At 61.9% G+C, this 15,717-nt stretch carries 16 protein-coding genes; 7 read left to right on the top strand and 9 right to left on the bottom strand.

The features are described from left to right. Window positions 1-45: 45 nt before the first annotated feature. Window positions 46-1,680, bottom strand: a complete 1,635-nt coding sequence (locus tag Q5H89_RS20645; RefSeq protein ID WP_305021238.1) for a class I SAM-dependent methyltransferase — start codon at window positions 1,678-1,680, stop codon at window positions 46-48. 592 nt (window positions 1,681-2,272) lie between these two features. On the opposite strand from Q5H89_RS20645, the gene Q5H89_RS20640 reads away from it, so the two are divergent. The 7 genes from Q5H89_RS20640 to Q5H89_RS20610 all read left to right on the top strand — a co-directional run bounded on the left by Q5H89_RS20640 (window position 2,273) and on the right by Q5H89_RS20610 (window position 6,331). Further along, window positions 2,273-2,542, top strand: a complete 270-nt coding sequence (locus tag Q5H89_RS20640) for a hypothetical protein (RefSeq protein ID WP_305021237.1) — start codon at window positions 2,273-2,275, stop codon at window positions 2,540-2,542. After that, complete coding sequence (locus Q5H89_RS20635; protein ID WP_125423274.1) at window positions 2,539-2,889, top strand: ArsR/SmtB family transcription factor; 351 nt, start codon at window positions 2,539-2,541, stop codon at window positions 2,887-2,889. Before Q5H89_RS20640 ends, Q5H89_RS20635 begins: the two co-directional genes overlap by 4 nt. A 53-nt stretch (window positions 2,890-2,942) precedes the next feature. After that, the gene (locus Q5H89_RS20630) at window positions 2,943-3,401 is read left to right on the top strand and encodes a DUF6428 family protein (protein ID WP_305021236.1); all 459 of its coding nucleotides are present in this window, start codon (window positions 2,943-2,945) and stop codon (window positions 3,399-3,401) included. Window positions 3,402-3,473: 72 nt separating this feature from the next. Next, entirely contained in the window at window positions 3,474-4,247 is a 774-nt protein-coding gene (locus tag Q5H89_RS20625) for a metallophosphoesterase family protein (protein ID WP_305021235.1), read from the top strand. A 12-nt stretch (window positions 4,248-4,259) separates the two neighbouring features. Then, window positions 4,260-4,754 carry a GNAT family N-acetyltransferase gene (locus Q5H89_RS20620; RefSeq protein ID WP_305021234.1) on the top strand — a complete coding sequence of 165 codons (495 nt, stop codon included), beginning with the start codon at window positions 4,260-4,262 and terminating at the stop codon, window positions 4,752-4,754. 13 nt (window positions 4,755-4,767) lie between these two features. After that, a complete protein-coding gene (arsB, locus tag Q5H89_RS20615) occupies window positions 4,768-5,874 on the top strand; it encodes an ACR3 family arsenite efflux transporter (protein ID WP_305021233.1) in 1,107 nt (368 codons plus the stop codon). Between the two features lie 25 nt (window positions 5,875-5,899). After that, window positions 5,900-6,331 carry an arsenate reductase ArsC gene (locus Q5H89_RS20610; protein WP_305021232.1) on the top strand — a complete coding sequence of 144 codons (432 nt, stop codon included), beginning with the start codon at window positions 5,900-5,902 and terminating at the stop codon, window positions 6,329-6,331. Between the two features lie 29 nt (window positions 6,332-6,360). Here Q5H89_RS20610 and Q5H89_RS20605 read toward each other — a convergent pair whose 3' ends face one another. The 8 genes from Q5H89_RS20605 to Q5H89_RS20570 form a co-directional block, all read right to left on the bottom strand. After that, the gene (locus Q5H89_RS20605; protein WP_305021231.1) at window positions 6,361-7,203 is read right to left on the bottom strand and encodes a DUF6615 family protein; all 843 of its coding nucleotides are present in this window, start codon (window positions 7,201-7,203) and stop codon (window positions 6,361-6,363) included. A gap of 15 nt (window positions 7,204-7,218) precedes the next feature. Continuing rightward, entirely contained in the window at window positions 7,219-8,469 is a 1,251-nt protein-coding gene (locus Q5H89_RS20600; RefSeq protein WP_305021230.1) for a hypothetical protein, read from the bottom strand. Window positions 8,470-8,566: 97 nt separating this feature from the next. Then, a complete protein-coding gene (locus Q5H89_RS20595) occupies window positions 8,567-9,541 on the bottom strand; it encodes a DUF4396 domain-containing protein (RefSeq protein ID WP_305021229.1) in 975 nt (324 codons plus the stop codon). Between the two features lie 226 nt (window positions 9,542-9,767). Next, the gene (locus Q5H89_RS20590) at window positions 9,768-10,376 is read right to left on the bottom strand and encodes a DUF305 domain-containing protein (protein ID WP_305021228.1); all 609 of its coding nucleotides are present in this window, start codon (window positions 10,374-10,376) and stop codon (window positions 9,768-9,770) included. Window positions 10,377-10,473: 97 nt separating this feature from the next. Next, window positions 10,474-12,231, bottom strand: a complete 1,758-nt coding sequence (locus Q5H89_RS20585) for a hypothetical protein (RefSeq protein ID WP_305021227.1) — start codon at window positions 12,229-12,231, stop codon at window positions 10,474-10,476. Between the two features lie 126 nt (window positions 12,232-12,357). Continuing rightward, a complete protein-coding gene (locus Q5H89_RS20580) occupies window positions 12,358-12,981 on the bottom strand; it encodes a helix-turn-helix domain-containing protein (RefSeq protein ID WP_305021226.1) in 624 nt (207 codons plus the stop codon). 11 nt (window positions 12,982-12,992) lie between these two features. After that, window positions 12,993-13,370 carry a cupredoxin domain-containing protein gene (locus Q5H89_RS20575; RefSeq protein WP_305021225.1) on the bottom strand — a complete coding sequence of 126 codons (378 nt, stop codon included), beginning with the start codon at window positions 13,368-13,370 and terminating at the stop codon, window positions 12,993-12,995. Between the two features lie 12 nt (window positions 13,371-13,382). After that, entirely contained in the window at window positions 13,383-15,650 is a 2,268-nt protein-coding gene (locus Q5H89_RS20570; protein ID WP_305021224.1) for a heavy metal translocating P-type ATPase, read from the bottom strand. Window positions 15,651-15,717: the final 67 nt, after the last annotated feature.

Raw genomic sequence — 15,717 nt, 5'->3', positions numbered from 1 at the left:
CCATCGCGTGCCAGCGGGCGGGCTACCGCCCGCTGGCAACGGTGCTCAGGCCGCAAGTTGCAGCTGCATTTGGGTACCGGGCGCGGCCAACTGCTCCGCCTCGGGCACCAGGGGGTGCGTCTTGGTGGTAGCCGCTTTGGCCTGTCGGGCGCGGTAGGCGGCCATTTCGGGGCCGGGCAGCCACTGCTTGCCGGCGCAGGCGCGCAGGTTGAACTCCTGCCACAGGAATTCATCTCGGAAAATCAGGTGCACGGTGCCCTTCTTAAATGCTCGGATTTCAAAGAACCGACTGTACACCGTCCATACCCCGTTTGGGTTGGCGTTCTGGTTGCCGTAGCGGTCCAGCGCCGTGTCGATGCCCAAGCAGGTATCGTAATTCTCGCCCGTCAGGTAGCACATCACCCGGTCGATGTCGGCGTAGTCGTCGCGGCGGCTCCAGTTCACGCGGAAGCCCTTGCCGGAATAGCTTTCCTCCACCGCGTAGGGCAGAATTACTTTGCGGTTTACCTTCCACTGCGAGTTGGTAACCCAGCCCTCTACGTGCAGGCGATTTTCCTTGTGGTACTTGGTGAAGGTGTCGAACACCGACTCCACGGCCTGCTCCATAATGGTTTCGCGGTTGTCGAGTACCAGCGCCACCAGCTCGGCCACGGCCTCGTGGGTGAACTCCTGGTAGCCCTGGGCCTTGCTGAAGGCCGCGAAGTTGCGGCGCACGTCGGCCGTCATCAGCTTCTGAATGTTCACCTTATCGAGCACCAGCCCCCAGATTTGCTGGTTCATCTCGTCGGCGAAGTTGTTGTAGCTCGTGCGCAGGCTACCGCGCTCCAGGCTGGCCTCGGCCAGTTTCAGCACGTCCTGGTATTCGCTGCGCAGCAGGCTTTTGGCGTAGAACTTCATGCCCTCGCGGGCTTGCAGGTAGGCCGCATACTGGGCTTTCAGGCCCTCGTACTCAGCCGCCATATTACCGATTACGTCGCGGGTGGCCACGGCATTGGCAAACAGATTTTCATCCAACTCCGGCCCCCGGCGGCCTCGGCTGGTGAACTCGAACGTAAGGCGGTCGGCCTTGGCGGGCTTGTGCAGCCGCACCAAGCTTACCCCTACATTGGTGGGGCGCTCGGCCTCGGCAAAAACGGCTCCCAGCGCTTCGCTCGTGCCATGGTCCTCGATGAGGCGGGCCAGCAGCTGCCGGGTTTCGGTGTAGGGGTTGGCCAGCGTTTCGGTGTTGAGCAGGCACACCACGTCGCCGCCGTCGGCTACCACGTCCCAGGCCTTGAGCAAATGCCGGTCGCCGTTGGAGAAGGGCGGATTCATTACAATGAGGTCGAAAAAATGGTCGCCCCGGTAGTTCAGAAAGTCGTTGGCAATGACTTTGTAGCCCTTGTCGTGTAGCACGGCGCGCAGTTCGGGGTCAGCTTCGCAGCAATACACGTTTTGCTTGCCGCTGCGGCTGTGGTAGTCCTCCCGGTCCAGCCAGGCCGTCAGCTCGTCCACGATGGCCCCGCTGCCGGCGCTGGGCTCCAAAATGGTGAGCTTGCGCAGGGCTGCCGCGGCCGGGTTATAGCGCCGGTATCGGTCGCTGCCCGTAGTTTCGTCGCCGGTGGGAGCGGGGTTGAACAACGGGTCGAGCATGCGCTGAATGACGGCGGCCGGGGTGGGAAAGAATTCGGGATTTAGCATGACGTTTAAGGGGGCTAAGGTGAAGCTAAACAACCTCTTGCTTTCCCTATTAAACGTCAAAATCAGCGTTTTTGTTGCTAAAAAGACAACAAAAATCAAATAAAAAGCGCTTTATCAATCCAGCCCAGCCAGCCAGTTCCTCCCTCTTGTTCCGCTCACTAGCTGACGGCGTCATGCCGGCTCAAACACTTCGCTGGCGGTACCGGCCTTAGCCGGTTCGGCCAGCTGCGATATAGAAAGGAGGGAGGCCCGGCCGGGGCTGCAAAGCGCACTGGGGCGGGGCCGGCCTTCCGTCGCGACCAGCGGGAGCAGCGGAGAGCCGCCCCCGCTCCGAGTAAGCGCCGCTGCCTGGGCTGGGCCGGCGCGGCAGGGCTTTGCGAGAAGGATAGGAAGGGCGCGACCAGCGGGAGCGGTGCGCAGCACGGCAGCGCAGCGGACCCCTACATAACCTGGCCCGCAGGGCTCGCCAATTTAATATGCTTTAAATCAGTGCTTTTTAAACAAATGCAAAAAACTTCGTCCTATGTCGCAAACTTACGTCATACTATGTCGTATATTTGCGACATGAATCCCGGCTTTGCATCCTCCCTGTATGTCTTCTAGCGCCGACACTGCCCTCCAGCCTCAGCCTTTGCTGCATACCATCCTCGAACGGGTGCTGCGCACCGAGTGCCTCGTCCTGGAAGGCCTGCGGTGGCAACTGCAGGGTTACAATGGCCTGCCGGGCGGCGGGGGCGAGGAACGGCTGAAGGCTGCTGAGGAGCGCGCCTACCACCGGGCCGAAACTTTGCTCACCCAGCTGCTGGCCGCCACAGCGGATTCGCCCACCGCCCCCAGCGGGCTCACATCTTCTTCCCAATGACTTACGCAAAAACCGCCGCTTTCACCGAAGAGCAGCAGCAGCTGGCCCGCGTGGCCAAAGCGCTGGCCCACCCGGCCCGCGTGGCCATCATCCAGTTTCTGGCCGCGCAGAAAACCTGCATCTCGGGCGACATCGCTGCCGAACTGCCCCTGTCGCGCACTACGGTGTCGCAGCACCTGCAGGAGCTGAAAGCGCTGGATTTGATACGCGGCGAAATCGACGGACTCACCGTCTGCTACTGCCTCAATACCGAACTGCTGCACCAGGTGCACCAGCAGTTCACAGCCTTTTTTCTGGAGGCTACCACCGGCGCGGTCTGCGGCCCGGACGATGCTTGCGCCTGCTAGTTGCCCGAACCTATTTCCTGAGTTTTCACCCCTGACCTTCAACGCACAACGCCATGAAAATTTCCGAAATTAAGCAGGCCCTGGCCGAAGTAGAAGCCGTCAATTTTCGCCTGCCCACGGGTGAGTACCTACCCGCGCACTTCCACGTCACCGAAGTAGGGCTGGTAAACAAGCACTTTATCGACTGCGGTGGGGTAGAGCGCCGCGAAACGGTGGCCAACTTCCAGCTCTGGGAAGCCGGCGACTACGACCACCGCCTGGCTCCCCTGAAATTCCTGCACATCTTGGACCTGTCGAAAAAAGTTCTGGGCAGCGAAGACCTCGACATCGAGGTGGAGTACCAGCAGGCCACCATTGGCAAGTTCGGGCTGACCCGCGAAGGCAACGACTTCGTGCTGACCCAGAAGCACACGGCCTGCCTGGCGCAGGATGCCTGCGGCATCTCCGACCAGCAATTTGCGCTGCCTCAACTGCTGGTAGCGGGCTGCACGCCGGGCGGTGGGTGCTGCTAAAATGAACAAGCGGCGCGGCCCTTCCGGGTCGTGCCGCTTGACTTTTCACCCCATCCCTTTCTCCCGATTTCGATGACGATTGCCTTTTTCTCCGACGTGCACGGCAATCTGCCGGCCCTGGACGCGGTACTGGCCGATATGGAGCAGCGCCGGCCCGACATGATTTTCTGTCTCGGCGACCTGGTGGGCTACGCGCCCTGGCCCAACGAAGTGGTGAACGAGGTGCGCCGCCGCGGCATTCCCACCCTGGCCGGCAACTACGACCAAGGCATCGGGCTGGCCAGCAGCAACTGCGGCTGCGCCTACAAAACCGACACCGAAAAGGACTTGGGCGCGCTAAGCATCGCCTACACCAACCACGTGGTAGGCGACGACGAGCGTCGCTACCTGCGCCTGCTGCCCAAGCACATGCGGCTGGAGTTTCAGGAGGAGCCCTGCACGCTGAACCTGCTGATGGTGCACGGCTCGCCCCGCAAAATCAACGAGTACCTGTTTGAGGACCGGCCCGAAGCCAGCTTTCTGCGGGTGCTGGCCGAGGCCAACGCCGACATCCTGCTGTTCGGGCACACCCACAAGCCCTACCACCGCACGTTTGCCTACGAGGTGGAAGGCGAAATACGCTACCGCCACGCGCTCAACATCGGCTCAGTGGGTAAGCCCAAGGACGGCGACCCGCGAGCGGCCTACCAACTGCTGCACCTCGACTCAACCACCAAGCTCACCGACCCCGGCAGCGTGCGCGCAGAACTGATTCGCGTCGAATACGACGTGGAGAAAGCGGCGCGGGCGGTGGAGGACTCCCCGCTGCCGAATGAATACGCCGATATGCTGCGCAAAGCCTATTAAGCTACTCGCCCGATGACCATCCAACCACTCGCGGAAGACCACTGGCCCGCCGTGCGCGCCATTTACGAGCAAGGCATTGCCACGGGCAACGCCACCTTTGAAACGCAGGCCCCCGAATGGCAGGCCTGGGACCGGGCGCACCTGGCCCACAGCCGCTTGGTCGCCGTTGATGACGCTGGCACGGTGCTGGGCTGGGCCGCGCTTTCGCCCGTGTCGAGCCGCTGCGTGTACGGCGGCGTGGCCGAACTCAGCATCTATATCGCCGCCGGTGCCCGGGGACAGGGCGTGGGCCGGCAGCTGCTGCAGGCCCTGATTGCGGACTCGGAGGCCCAGGGCATCTGGACGCTACAAGCCGGTACTTTCGAGGAAAACGCAGCCAGCATTGGCCTGCACACGCAGGCGGGCTTTCGCGTCATCGGCCACCGCGAACGAATCGGCCAGCACCACGGCGTGTGGCGCAACACGGTGCAGATGGAGCGGCGCAGCACCACGGTCGGCGTCGCATAAATCACTTCTTTCCATGACAACCCTGAATCAACCCCTGCCTGCCGTCCCGGCCCCCGCCGCGCTGGCCGAGAAGAAACTCTCCGGCCTCGACCGGGGCCTCACGCTCTGGATATTCCTGGCCATGGCGCTGGGCGTCGGCCTGGGCTACTTCGTGCCCGGCATCAACGGGGCCATCAACTACTTCTCGGTAGGCACGGTGAACGTGCCGCTGGCCATCGGGCTGATTCTGATGATGTATCCGCCGCTGGCCAAGGTGAAGTACGAGCAGCTGCCCACCGTCTTCAAAAACACGCGCATCATCGGCCTCTCGCTGTTCCTGAACTGGATTCTGGGGCCGCTGCTCATGTTCCTGCTGGCCATCTGGCTGCTGCCCGACAAGCCGGAGTACATGATGGGCTTGATTCTCATAGGCATTGCCCGCTGCATTGCCATGGTGCTGGTCTGGAACGACTTGGCCGATGGCAGCCGCGAGTACGCCGCCGGCCTCGTAGCGCTCAACTCAATCTTTCAGGTGCTGTTTTACTCGGTGCTGGCCTGGCTGTTCATCACCGTGCTGCCGCCCTACTTTGGGCTAAAAGGCTACGTGGTGAACATCGGCATCTGGGACATTGCCCAGAGTGTACTCATTTACCTGGGCATCCCGTTTGCGGCTGGGTTTCTCTCGCGCACCGTCCTGCGCCGGCTGAAAGGCGATGCGTGGTACGAGAACGTGTATATCCCGGCTATCAGCCCCATTACGCTGGTGGCGCTGCTGCTCACCATTGTAGTCATGTTCAGTCTCAAGGGCGAAACCATTGTGCAGGTGCCGCTCGACGTGCTGCGCATTGCGCTACCGCTGGCCCTGTACTTCGGCATCATGTTCGTACTCAGTTTTGCCGCTGGCAAGTACCTGGGGGCTGACTACGCCGAAAATGCTTCCATTGCCTTCACCGCTACCGGCAACAACTTTGAGCTGGCCATTGCGGTGGCCATCGGCGTGTTCGGGCTCAACTCGGGCCAGGCCTTCGCTGGGGTCATCGGCCCGCTGATTGAGGTACCCGCCCTGATTGCGCTGGTGAATCTGGCCTTCTGGTTCCGCCGCCGCTGGTACGGCGGCAAAACGGTGGCCGCGGCCGTCTAACCCTTTGCTGCTTTTCCCCCTTCACATGTCAGACAAGAAAAACGTGCTAGTGCTGTGCACCGGCAACTCCTGCCGCAGCCAGCTACTACACGGCTACCTCCAGCAAGAACTCGGCGACAGGGCCGCCGTGTACAGCGCCGGCGTCGAAGTGCATGGCCTCAACCCCCGCGCCGTGCGCGTGATGGCTGAGGACGATGTAGATATCAGCTACCACACCAGCAACCACGTCGATGAGTACGCCGCCGTGCCATTCGACTACGTCATTACGGTGTGTGACCACGCCAACGAGGTGTGCCCCGTATTTCCGTCTGTTGCAAAGAAACTGCACCACAATTTCCCCGACCCGGCAAAAGCCACTGGTACTGAAGAAGAAATAATGGACCAATTTCGCAGCGTGCGTGACCAGGTCAAGACTTACGCACACGACTTCCTGCGGGCGCAGTTCCAAGCCTCGTAGGCCAGCCCTGGCAAGCGCAGTCAGCAGGCCTAGCTGTCACGCTCGCTATTCACTACGTCCGGATTGAGGTCAATCAGAATGCGGAGAGGGGCAAAGCCATCGGGCAGGAAATGGTCCAGATTGTTGTAGTCCCGATAACTTGCATCGCCTTTTTCTCGCGCGTAAACCTGGCGGTAAGCGGGCGTGTATATCTCGGCCGCACTGTACTTTCTTGCGGTCGGCGGCAAGGGGCGAGGGCAGCAGAAGATGCTCCGCAGCGGTTCCACCAGGTCAGGAAACACTTCGCTGAACTTCATTGGAGTGGTGCGAGTGACCGTTTTATGGATGTCGAGCGCTTTCACCAGGCTCAGGCCATAGTCTCCGATGGGGGCTACCCCGTGGCAATCCTCCTTCGTTGGGCGGGTCGATGGCAAGTTGGTCTTCGATTTCCCCACGTAGAGCAAGTAAAACGCCTGACTACCGAACAGTCGCTCGTGCAGCAGCAGCTTGTGCCACTGATGCAACTCACCCTTCACCTTTACTTTCAAGTCGTTGAACTCCCCTTCGTGCGACATTACCTTGGCTTGCAGCGCGTACCAATCGTACTGACCGGTCCCGTCCCCTATGAACAAATCAATGTCGTTGCCAAACGCGGTTTCCACCGGCCACGAAGTTTTGTACACCTTAACAGTGGCTGGACTGCTCCGATGAGTGAACCTTACCAAATCCAGGATGAAATGGTCGGTCATCCCCAACTCCGAGAAACTCAGCTCATGGCGAAAAACATCCGAGAGATGGCGGTATACCCGTTGGGATAAGTAGCTGGAATACTCACAAAGGCTCAAAGGCGGGTAGCCAAGCAGAATCGCCTCCAAAACTGGGTCGTTTAACATCATCGGGGGGGTAACTCAGGAAACCGAGCGCGCAATTTTGAGCATGGCCGCCGGCGAATCGCCGAACTTGCACAGCGCCTCGCAGTGCTTGCGCAGCTCCGAAAACAGAATGTAGCGGATGGTCGCGCCGGCGGCCCGGATGGCCGGGCGCGAAAGCTGGGCCTGCACTTCCTTTTCGCGGGCGTCGGGCACCACCAGGTACAGCGCCGTTTCGTGCTCGGGCATGGAGAAGGCCAAATCTGTGAGGCGCAGAATGCCGCTGTAGATGCTGGTGCTTTTCTCCACCTCGAAGGCCGCCACCACGCGGTTGGTGCCGGGCGCGAACCACACGATGTCGATGAGGCGGATGGTGCTGGCCACGTCGGCGGGCACGGGCAGCTCGGGGTGCTGGTCGAGGCACAGGAAAGACAGTTTCTGCCCACCGCAGAGGCGGTTGCGGTCGTTGATGGCCGTGGTCACGTCGCAGCCCAGGGCCTTGCCCACGCGCAGCAGGTGGTGCTGCATCTCGGTGTGCTGGTTTTCCTCCTGGGCTTCGGTCTGGACCTCTTTGTGGCGCTTTTGGGCTTGCTGCTGGTACTTGTCGCGGTCCTCGTCGGTGGCAAACTGCTGGTCGCCGGCAATCATCTTTTTCACGCCCACGTCGAAAAGCAGCCCGCTCAGCGCGCCGTAGTCGAGGCTCAGGTGCTGGCGGTGCTCCTGGTTGAGGTCGCGCAGCCGGTCGCGCATGCGCAGGTACTCGGACCAGGAACCGAGCTTGATTTTCTCCCCGAACAGGGCATTGAAGCCGTTGACGATGGCCGTGTTGCAGGGCGGCATCAGCGTGGGGTGCAGGAAATACAGGATGCTGGCCACGGCCGGCCCCAGCCCCTTTATTTTGCGGCGGTCGAGAATATCAATTTCGCGCAGCAGCTGCTGCTCGGTGGTGGCGGCCAGGCAGCTTTCCAGAAACTGGCCGAAGGCGCGCTTGTTGTCCTCGTGCTCGTAGATGTCGGGGATGCGCAGCTTGGGCTTCCAATAAAAGGGATGCGCCGCGCCCTGAAACACCTGCTTCTGCTCGCTGATGACGCTGAGCACAAATTCGAGTGAAGTCCCTTTAAAGTCGTTGCCGAAGCTGCCGGCTTTGATGTCCTTCACCACCTGCTGCACCCCGCGCCGGATGGAGCGGAAGGCTTTCAGACGTTCCTCGTTGTTGATGAACCAGGTGTTGTAAACAGACTCGGAATCAGCTTTGTATTGCTGGATGAGCGGCGGTAGCGCGGCGGACATAAAATGGGATAGGCCAATGGAACCACTAAGATGCGCAGAACCCCGGGGTCCACAAGCTAGCCGCCCGGAATTCAGTGCCTGAGTCGGCTGCTACGGCCTAATGTGTCATGCCGGGCATGGCCATTTCCGGCATGTCCATCGGCTGGCCGGGGCGCATCGAGAGGTCGCCATACCGGGCAGCCACGTAGTAGCCCGCCGCCAGCATGAGCAGGGTGAGCACCGTGACCAGGGCTTTGCGTCCGGCCGACACCTGACCGTCGCCGGCCATATTCATGCCGGGCATGGCGTGCCCAGCGTGCGCGCTGGCGGTCTTTGGGGGCATAGCGTGTGACATGCCGGCCATGGCCATGCCCGCGTGCTGGTGCTCAGCGGCCACCGTAGCCCCGCCTTTGCCCAAGGCCCGCTCGGTGCCCATGCCGTGCTTGAGTTGATGCTTGACCAGCCACCAGTTGATGGGGTAGGCCATGGCTACGCCCACCAGCGTGGCGGCCGACATCGATGCCCAGAACCAGGGCGAGCTGGCTTCCATTGCCCGCATGTCGCGGCTCATCAGCAGCACCATCGTGGGCAGCATGCCGGCCATCATGGCATTCATCGACATCCACTCCGGCAGAAACGAGCTGCGCAGGGCCTGCCAGTAGCTCATGTTCATCATGTCCTTCATAAACAGGGCCTGGAAGATGAATAGCCCGAACAGGAAGCCTGCCGCGTATTCAATCCAGATGTCGGTGCCCATGCTCAGGCCGAAGTAGCCGGTGATGGCGGCGGCCACAATGATGCCAGTGGCGTCGCCGGCGGCGCAGTGAATCGTCGAGCCCACGGCCTGCTTCCAGAGCGGAGCCACGAACTGCTCGTGGGTGCCGGGCGACGGCTCGCGGCACGAAAACCAGTACACCAGCAGCCCCACCGGCCCGGTGTAAAGGGTGACCAGCACCCAGCCCCACTTCATGACTTTCATTTCCGGGGTGCGGGTAAACAGGTCCCAGGCCACGTAGGCGACAGATAAGAGCGTGAGGCCGAACCAGACCCATAACAGCCATTCCGGGGCCCAGGGAGTATGATGCATGTTCATAGGCAGGAGCAATACCCTTGACAGGGGAGTAGCCGAACCAGCTCCTGGCCCCCTGCAAATCCGGGTTATGGGTTGATAGCTTCTACAAACGAGCGGCTTTCACACAGGATTTGCACCAACCAAGCTCCCGCTTGCATAATTTTTAACCGCTGACCAGCGGCGCTTACACAACAGAAAAGGCAGCCCTGGCGGGGCTGCCTTTTCGTGCGAGCTGTTGAGCGAAACGCTACTTGTTGCGCGTGAGCCAGTCCTGCAGCGCCAGGATTTCCTGCCGCTGGTCGGCAATAATGGCCTGGGCCAGGGCGCGGGTGGTATTCTCGCGGCCGTGCACCAGCAACGCCTCCGAGTTGTCGATGGCGGCCTGGTGGTGGTCGACCATCAATTGCGCGAAATCATAATCCGGCCGGCCCGTGATGGTGCGCTTGTCGCTGCTGGCCATCATCTTGTCCATGTTGGTCTTCTGCAGTTGGGTGAATTGCGGCACCAGCGGCGAGCGGGGCTGGTGGCCGCTGAGGAAGGCGTTGAACTGCGTGATTTCGGCCTGCTGCTTGGTAATGATGGTCTGGGCCGTCGTTTTCATCTCCTGGTTGGTGCCGCTTTTCAGCTCCTCCTGCGCCATTTTGATGGCCGCTTCGTGGTGCAAGACCATTTGGGCCGCGTAGTCGTGGTCGGGGTCCTGGGTTTTGGCCTGCGCGTCCATCTTCGTCATCATGTCCATCATGATGGTCATGTACACGCTGTCGTGGGTGGGGTCCATGTCGTGGCTTTTGGAGCAGGAAGCCGCGAAAAGCCCCAACAGGGCCAGCAGGAGCAAGGGTAAACGGAGACGGGGCATAGTCTTTATGAAGCTTTGATGAACCCCCATAACACCAGGACCCGCCCGTTGGATTTTACAAATCCCCGCCATTTCCTTGCATAATTTCCGGGGTCGTTCACTGTTCCGGCTCGTCGGCCGCGCCGCGGTTGATGATGGGCAAAATCTGGTACAGCATGTCCTTGGGAATGCCCAGCATATCGCGCTTCTCCGCGTAGTTCTCCAGAAACAGGGCAAAGGGATGCACGCTTTGCATCTGCCGCTGCTCGTCCTCGGCGTCGCTGATACCAGCCCAAGTTGGGGCCCGCAGATAGGCCACGTACTCTTCCAGCACGTCTTCGAATACCAGCCGCCCGTCGCGGAAATCCTCGTGGTAGGCCAGAAGCGTATCCACGTCGATGATAATCAGCGGGCGCACGTTGTGCACCAGCAGCCCTTCCTGTGCCAGCTTGGCCAGCTCTTCCTGAAACCAGTCGTTGACGACCACGTTCAGGCCGGGTTGGTTATAAAGCCGGTCGTGCACCACCAGCACCGGGTAGATTATCAGCTCGGCCGGGTCAAAATCGGTATCGAAAGGCAGCTTGTGGCGGAGCAGCCGGTCCACGTTGTTGGCCAGCTGCCTCGCGGCTTTGGGATGCTGGTCTTCGTCTTCGTAGAACTTCTTCTTTACCTCGTCCAGGTAGGTGGCGAAGTCGTGGCCGGCCTTGGCAACCTTGTTTACCCACACATCTTTCGACTCGAACAGCACGGCCCGGTTGGCGTGGCGGAAATAGTAGTCGGGCTCGGATTGCCCTTTCAGCTGCCAGCCGTCGAGGATAGCCCGGCCGCTCAAGGCCAATCCCCGGCCCCGAAAGGTGGCATCGAGCAGCATATACATGAGGTACTGCTCCGAGAACAGGTCGCAGTACACCGAGCGCCAGTCGGGCTCCCGCTGGCTTTTCGGCAGGGACTGGTTGGCCAGATTAAACTGAAAATACAGCCCCTTGTGCATGGCTTCCACCACCAGCACCGGGTAGGGCAGCACAAAAGTGCCCGGCGTTTCCTCTACCAGCGGGGTAGCCCGCAGACTGGTGAAATCGGCCTTATCCAGCTTCTGGCCTTCGCGCAGCGCAAAGCGCTGCAGGAAGGCCCGGTCAGCTTCATAGTCCGGCTGACTATCGGGTATCTCCACGGAGATGCGCCCCGGATTTTCCGCCTGCATGACGGGCTTCGTGACGCCGCTGAGCTTCCGGAAATACTCGGGCCAGTCCTGGCAGCCGAAGCGTTGCAGAAAGGCTTGCAGCAACGGGGCAAAACGCGCCTCCGCCTCCAAAAACTCGAATAGCCGGACGGACTTAATGAGCTGCAGGACGGCGATATTGAGCAGGCGCAGGTTCACCAGCTCAAAGTCGGAGAACGTCAGCGCCAACGTCATGGCCGCCAGTGGCTGGGTCGGGAGCAGCACCTTCGCCGCGGCCGACGCTTGCTCCTGCTCCGCGATGTACGGGCCGTTCAGCACCAGACACGCTTTAAACAAGCTCTTCTCCAATTCGGCCGACGACTTGGTGTCGGGCTCATCCGGCAGCTCGAAGCAATAATAGTAGAGCTGCAGCACCGTTTTGGGGTGCAGAAAGCTCAGCCGGCCATGCCCCCGGTTTTGGAGCACCTTCGCCCGGCAATACACCTCGTTGGCAAACAGCTGGCTGTGAGTGCCAAAGAACTGCTGCATGTCCGTGATATGGTTTCGCTTGGGGGCCGGCACCTGGCTGAGGTAGCCCAGCAGGTGCGACACGCATTGCAAGCGCCGGAGCCGGCTGATGCCCGCGAGGTACTGCTCAATGGGCAGGGCGGGCTCGGAAAAGAGGTAGGTGAAATCGACAAGTAATCCTCGGGTCATAAGCAGTGCAGGAGCCGGAAAGCTAAGTGAATGGCTCCTGGTTTGATGAACAGAAAAAAACAGGCCGGCGTTAATTACGCCGCCGCTTTTCTCCTGCTAATCCTGCACCTACCCACTTACTCGCCACTAAATCAGCGAGTCGAGGCTGCGGCGGGCGTGGCTGGCCGGCCCCAGCCGCTGAAACTCGGTGGGCGTAAGGCCGGTCACCTGCCGAAACTGCCGCGAGAGGTGGGCCGGGCTGCTGTAGCCCAGCTGCTGGGCCACTTCGGCAATGGACAACTCCCCGTAGCCAATCAGCTCCTTGGCGCGCTCCACCTTCTGGCGAATGATGAACTTCTCAATCGTGAGGCCTTCGGAAGCGGAGAACAAATGGGAAAGATAGTGGTAGTCCTTGCCCAGGTGCTCGACCAGATAATCCGAGTAGTTGAGCAGACGCGGGCCGGGTGGCGGGTAGTGAATCAGGGCCACCAGCAGGGTTTTAATGCGGTCCACGAGCTGGTCGCGGGGGTCTTCCAGCAGCTCGAAGCCGGCCTCCTGCAGGCTGGCCCGAATGGCCGCCCAGTCGGGAGCCGTCCCGTCGGGCGTGGACACGTCGGCCTCGCCCAGCGCCACGCGGTGCACCTGCAGGCCCAGCGCGGCCATTTCTTCCCGCACCACCCGGATGCATTGCGGGCACACCATGTTTTTAATCAGCAGGCGGTGCGAGCCGGGTGGGGGCAGGACGTGGGCAATGCTAACGTCGGCGTGCATAGGATGCGGCATTATTTCACGACCAGGCTACCCCGCAGCATGCCCATGCCGCAGGTAAACTCAAACTTGCCCGCCTGCTGGGGCAGCAGCTCCACCAGCGTGGTTTTGAAGGCCGGCAGGTCGCGGCGGATGCTGAAATCGGGCATCAGCAGCTCCTCCGAGCAGCTGTTTTCCTCGTCGCGGTAGAAGCTCAGCTGCACGGGCTTGCCGCGCTCCACCTCAATCACGTCGGGCGAGTAGCCGCCCTTCACGGTGATGGCCACCTCCTGCACGCCACCCGAGGAAGACACGGCGCTGGCCGTCTGGCGGGCCGAGAAAAAGAAGTACCACAGCACAAACCCGGCGAGGGCCAGGCCGCCGACGGTTACCAAAATGGCGGGCGTATCCATAAGAAAGCGAAATTAATGATTGTCGAAGCTGCGCAGGCGCAGCGAGTTGGTCAGCACCGATACCGAGCTGAGGGCCATGGCCCCGGCCGCGAGCATGGGCGAGAGCAGGATGCCGAAGAAGGGGTAGAGCAGCCCGGCCGCCACGGGAATGCCGAGCGTGTTATAGATGAAGGCGAAAAACAGGTTCTGCTTGATGGTGCGGATGGTTTGGCGGCTCAGCTCGATGGCCGTCACCACGCCGTTCAGGTCGGAGCGCATGAGCGTAATGCCGGCCGCTTCCATCGCCACGTCGGTACCCGAGCCGATGGCCAGCCCGATGTCGGCCTGGGCCAGCGCCGGCGCGTCGTTGATGCCGTCGCCGACCATGGCCACGGTACGGCCCTCGCCCTGCAGCTCCTTCACCTTGCCGGCCTTGTCCTGGGGCAGCACCTCGGCGAAGAAGCGCGTGATGCCGACCTGGCCGGCCACCTGGGCCGCCGTTTCAGTGTTGTCGCCGGTCATCATCACCACCTCGATGCCCAGCGCCTGGAGCTTTTTGATGGCGGCAGCCGACGTGTCGCGCACGGTATCGGCCACGCCCACCAGGCCCACGGCCTGGCCCGCCACGGCAATGTAGAGCACGGTTTTGGCCTGGCTCAGCAGTTGCTCGGCCTGGGTTATCAGACTCGGGGCGAGGCTTACGCTTTCGTCGGCCAGCAGGCGGCGGTTGCCAATCAGCACGGCCTGGCCGTTTACGGTGGCGGCGGCCCCTTTGCCCTCCACGGCCCGGAAGCCGGTGGCGGTCAGGCTGGCGGCACCCTGCGCGTCGGCGTGGCGCACCACGGCCTCGGCCAGTGGGTGCTCGCTCTGGCGCTCCACGGCGGCCACTACCGGCAGCAGCTGGGCGGCCTCCTGGCCGGGCAGCGTCCAGAAGTCCGTCACGGCGGGCTCGCCCTTGGTAATGGTGCCGGTTTTGTCGAGCAGCACGGTGTTTACCTGGTAGGCTTTTTCCAGCGCCTCGGCGTTACGCACCAGTACGCCGTGCTCCGCGCCCTTGCCGGTGCTCACCATGATGGCCGTGGGCGTGGCCAGCCCCAACGCGCAGGGGCAGGCAATAATGAGCACGGCCACGAAGTTGACCAGCGCCAGCGGCAGGCGGGTGCCGGCCGGGGCCAGGTCAAACCAGATAACGAACGTGAGAATGGCAATGACTACCACCGTGGGCACGAAGATGGCGCTGACCTTGTCGGCCAGTCGCTGAATGGGGGCGCGGCTGCCCTGGGCGTCTTCCACCAGCTTCACAATCTGCGAGAGCATGGTATCGGACCCCACTTTGGTTACCCGAAAGCGGAAGGAGCCGGTTTTGTTGAGTGTGGCCCCGAACACGGGGTCACCCACCTGCTTCTGCACCGGCAGGCTCTCGCCCGTGAGCATGGCCTCGTCCAGCGCCGAGCTGCCTTCGGTGATGAGGCCATCGGTGGCCACCTTCTCGCCGGGGCGCACCACCACCAGGTCGCCCAGCTGTACCTGCTCGATGGGCACATCGACTTCCGCGCCATCGGGGCGCACCACGCGGGCGGTTTTGGCCTGCAAACCGATGAGGCTGCGCATGGCGGCCGAGGTCTGGGTCTTGGCCCGCAGCTCCAGCACCTTGCCCAGCAGAATCAGGGCAATGATGGTGGCCGTCGTGTCGTAGTACACCTCGGGCATCAGGCCCCGGCTGGTGAAGAAGCCGGGCACCACCGTCGCCGCCAGGCTATACAGAAACGCCGCGCCGGTGCCCACGGCAATCAGCGTATCCATGTTGGCGGCCCGGTGCTTAAAGCCGTTCCAGGCCGACACGTAGAACTCGCGGCCGCTGTAGAGCAGCACGGGCAGCGTGAGCAGCAGCAGGGCGTAGTTGAGCCACTGCATGTTGACGCGCGCCATCATGGCCGGCCAGAGCATGAGCATGCTCAGCGGCATGATGATGAGCGCCAGCCCCACGGCCACCCAGAAGCGGCGCTTGAGCTTCTGGTAAGCCAAGGCTTTCTGGCGGTCGATTTCGGCGCTGCGCTCGGCGGCGCTGGTATCGGGGGCGCGCTCCACCACGCCGTAGCCGGCGTTGATAACGGCTTCCTTCAGCGTAGCCGGAGAGGCCTGGGTGGGCACGTAGTCCACGGTGGCCTTCTCGGTGGCAAAGTTGACCATCGCCCGCTGCACGCCGGGCGTGCGGCTGAGCGACTTCTCGACGAAGGACGCGCACGAGGCACAGGTCATGCCTTCGATGTCGAGGGTTTCGGTTTTAGTGGCAGGTTCCATAAAAAGTAGCGTAGGGAGTGGTTTTTGGGCAGTTCAATCGGTTGGCGAAAGCCCATAATCACGCTAC

It is taken from the genome of Hymenobacter cheonanensis (assembly GCF_030581075.1).
Lineage (GTDB): Bacteria > Bacteroidota > Bacteroidia > Cytophagales > Hymenobacteraceae > Hymenobacter.
Note: the sequence above shows the minus strand (reverse complement) of the source record. Positions and strands in the feature narration are given on the sequence as shown.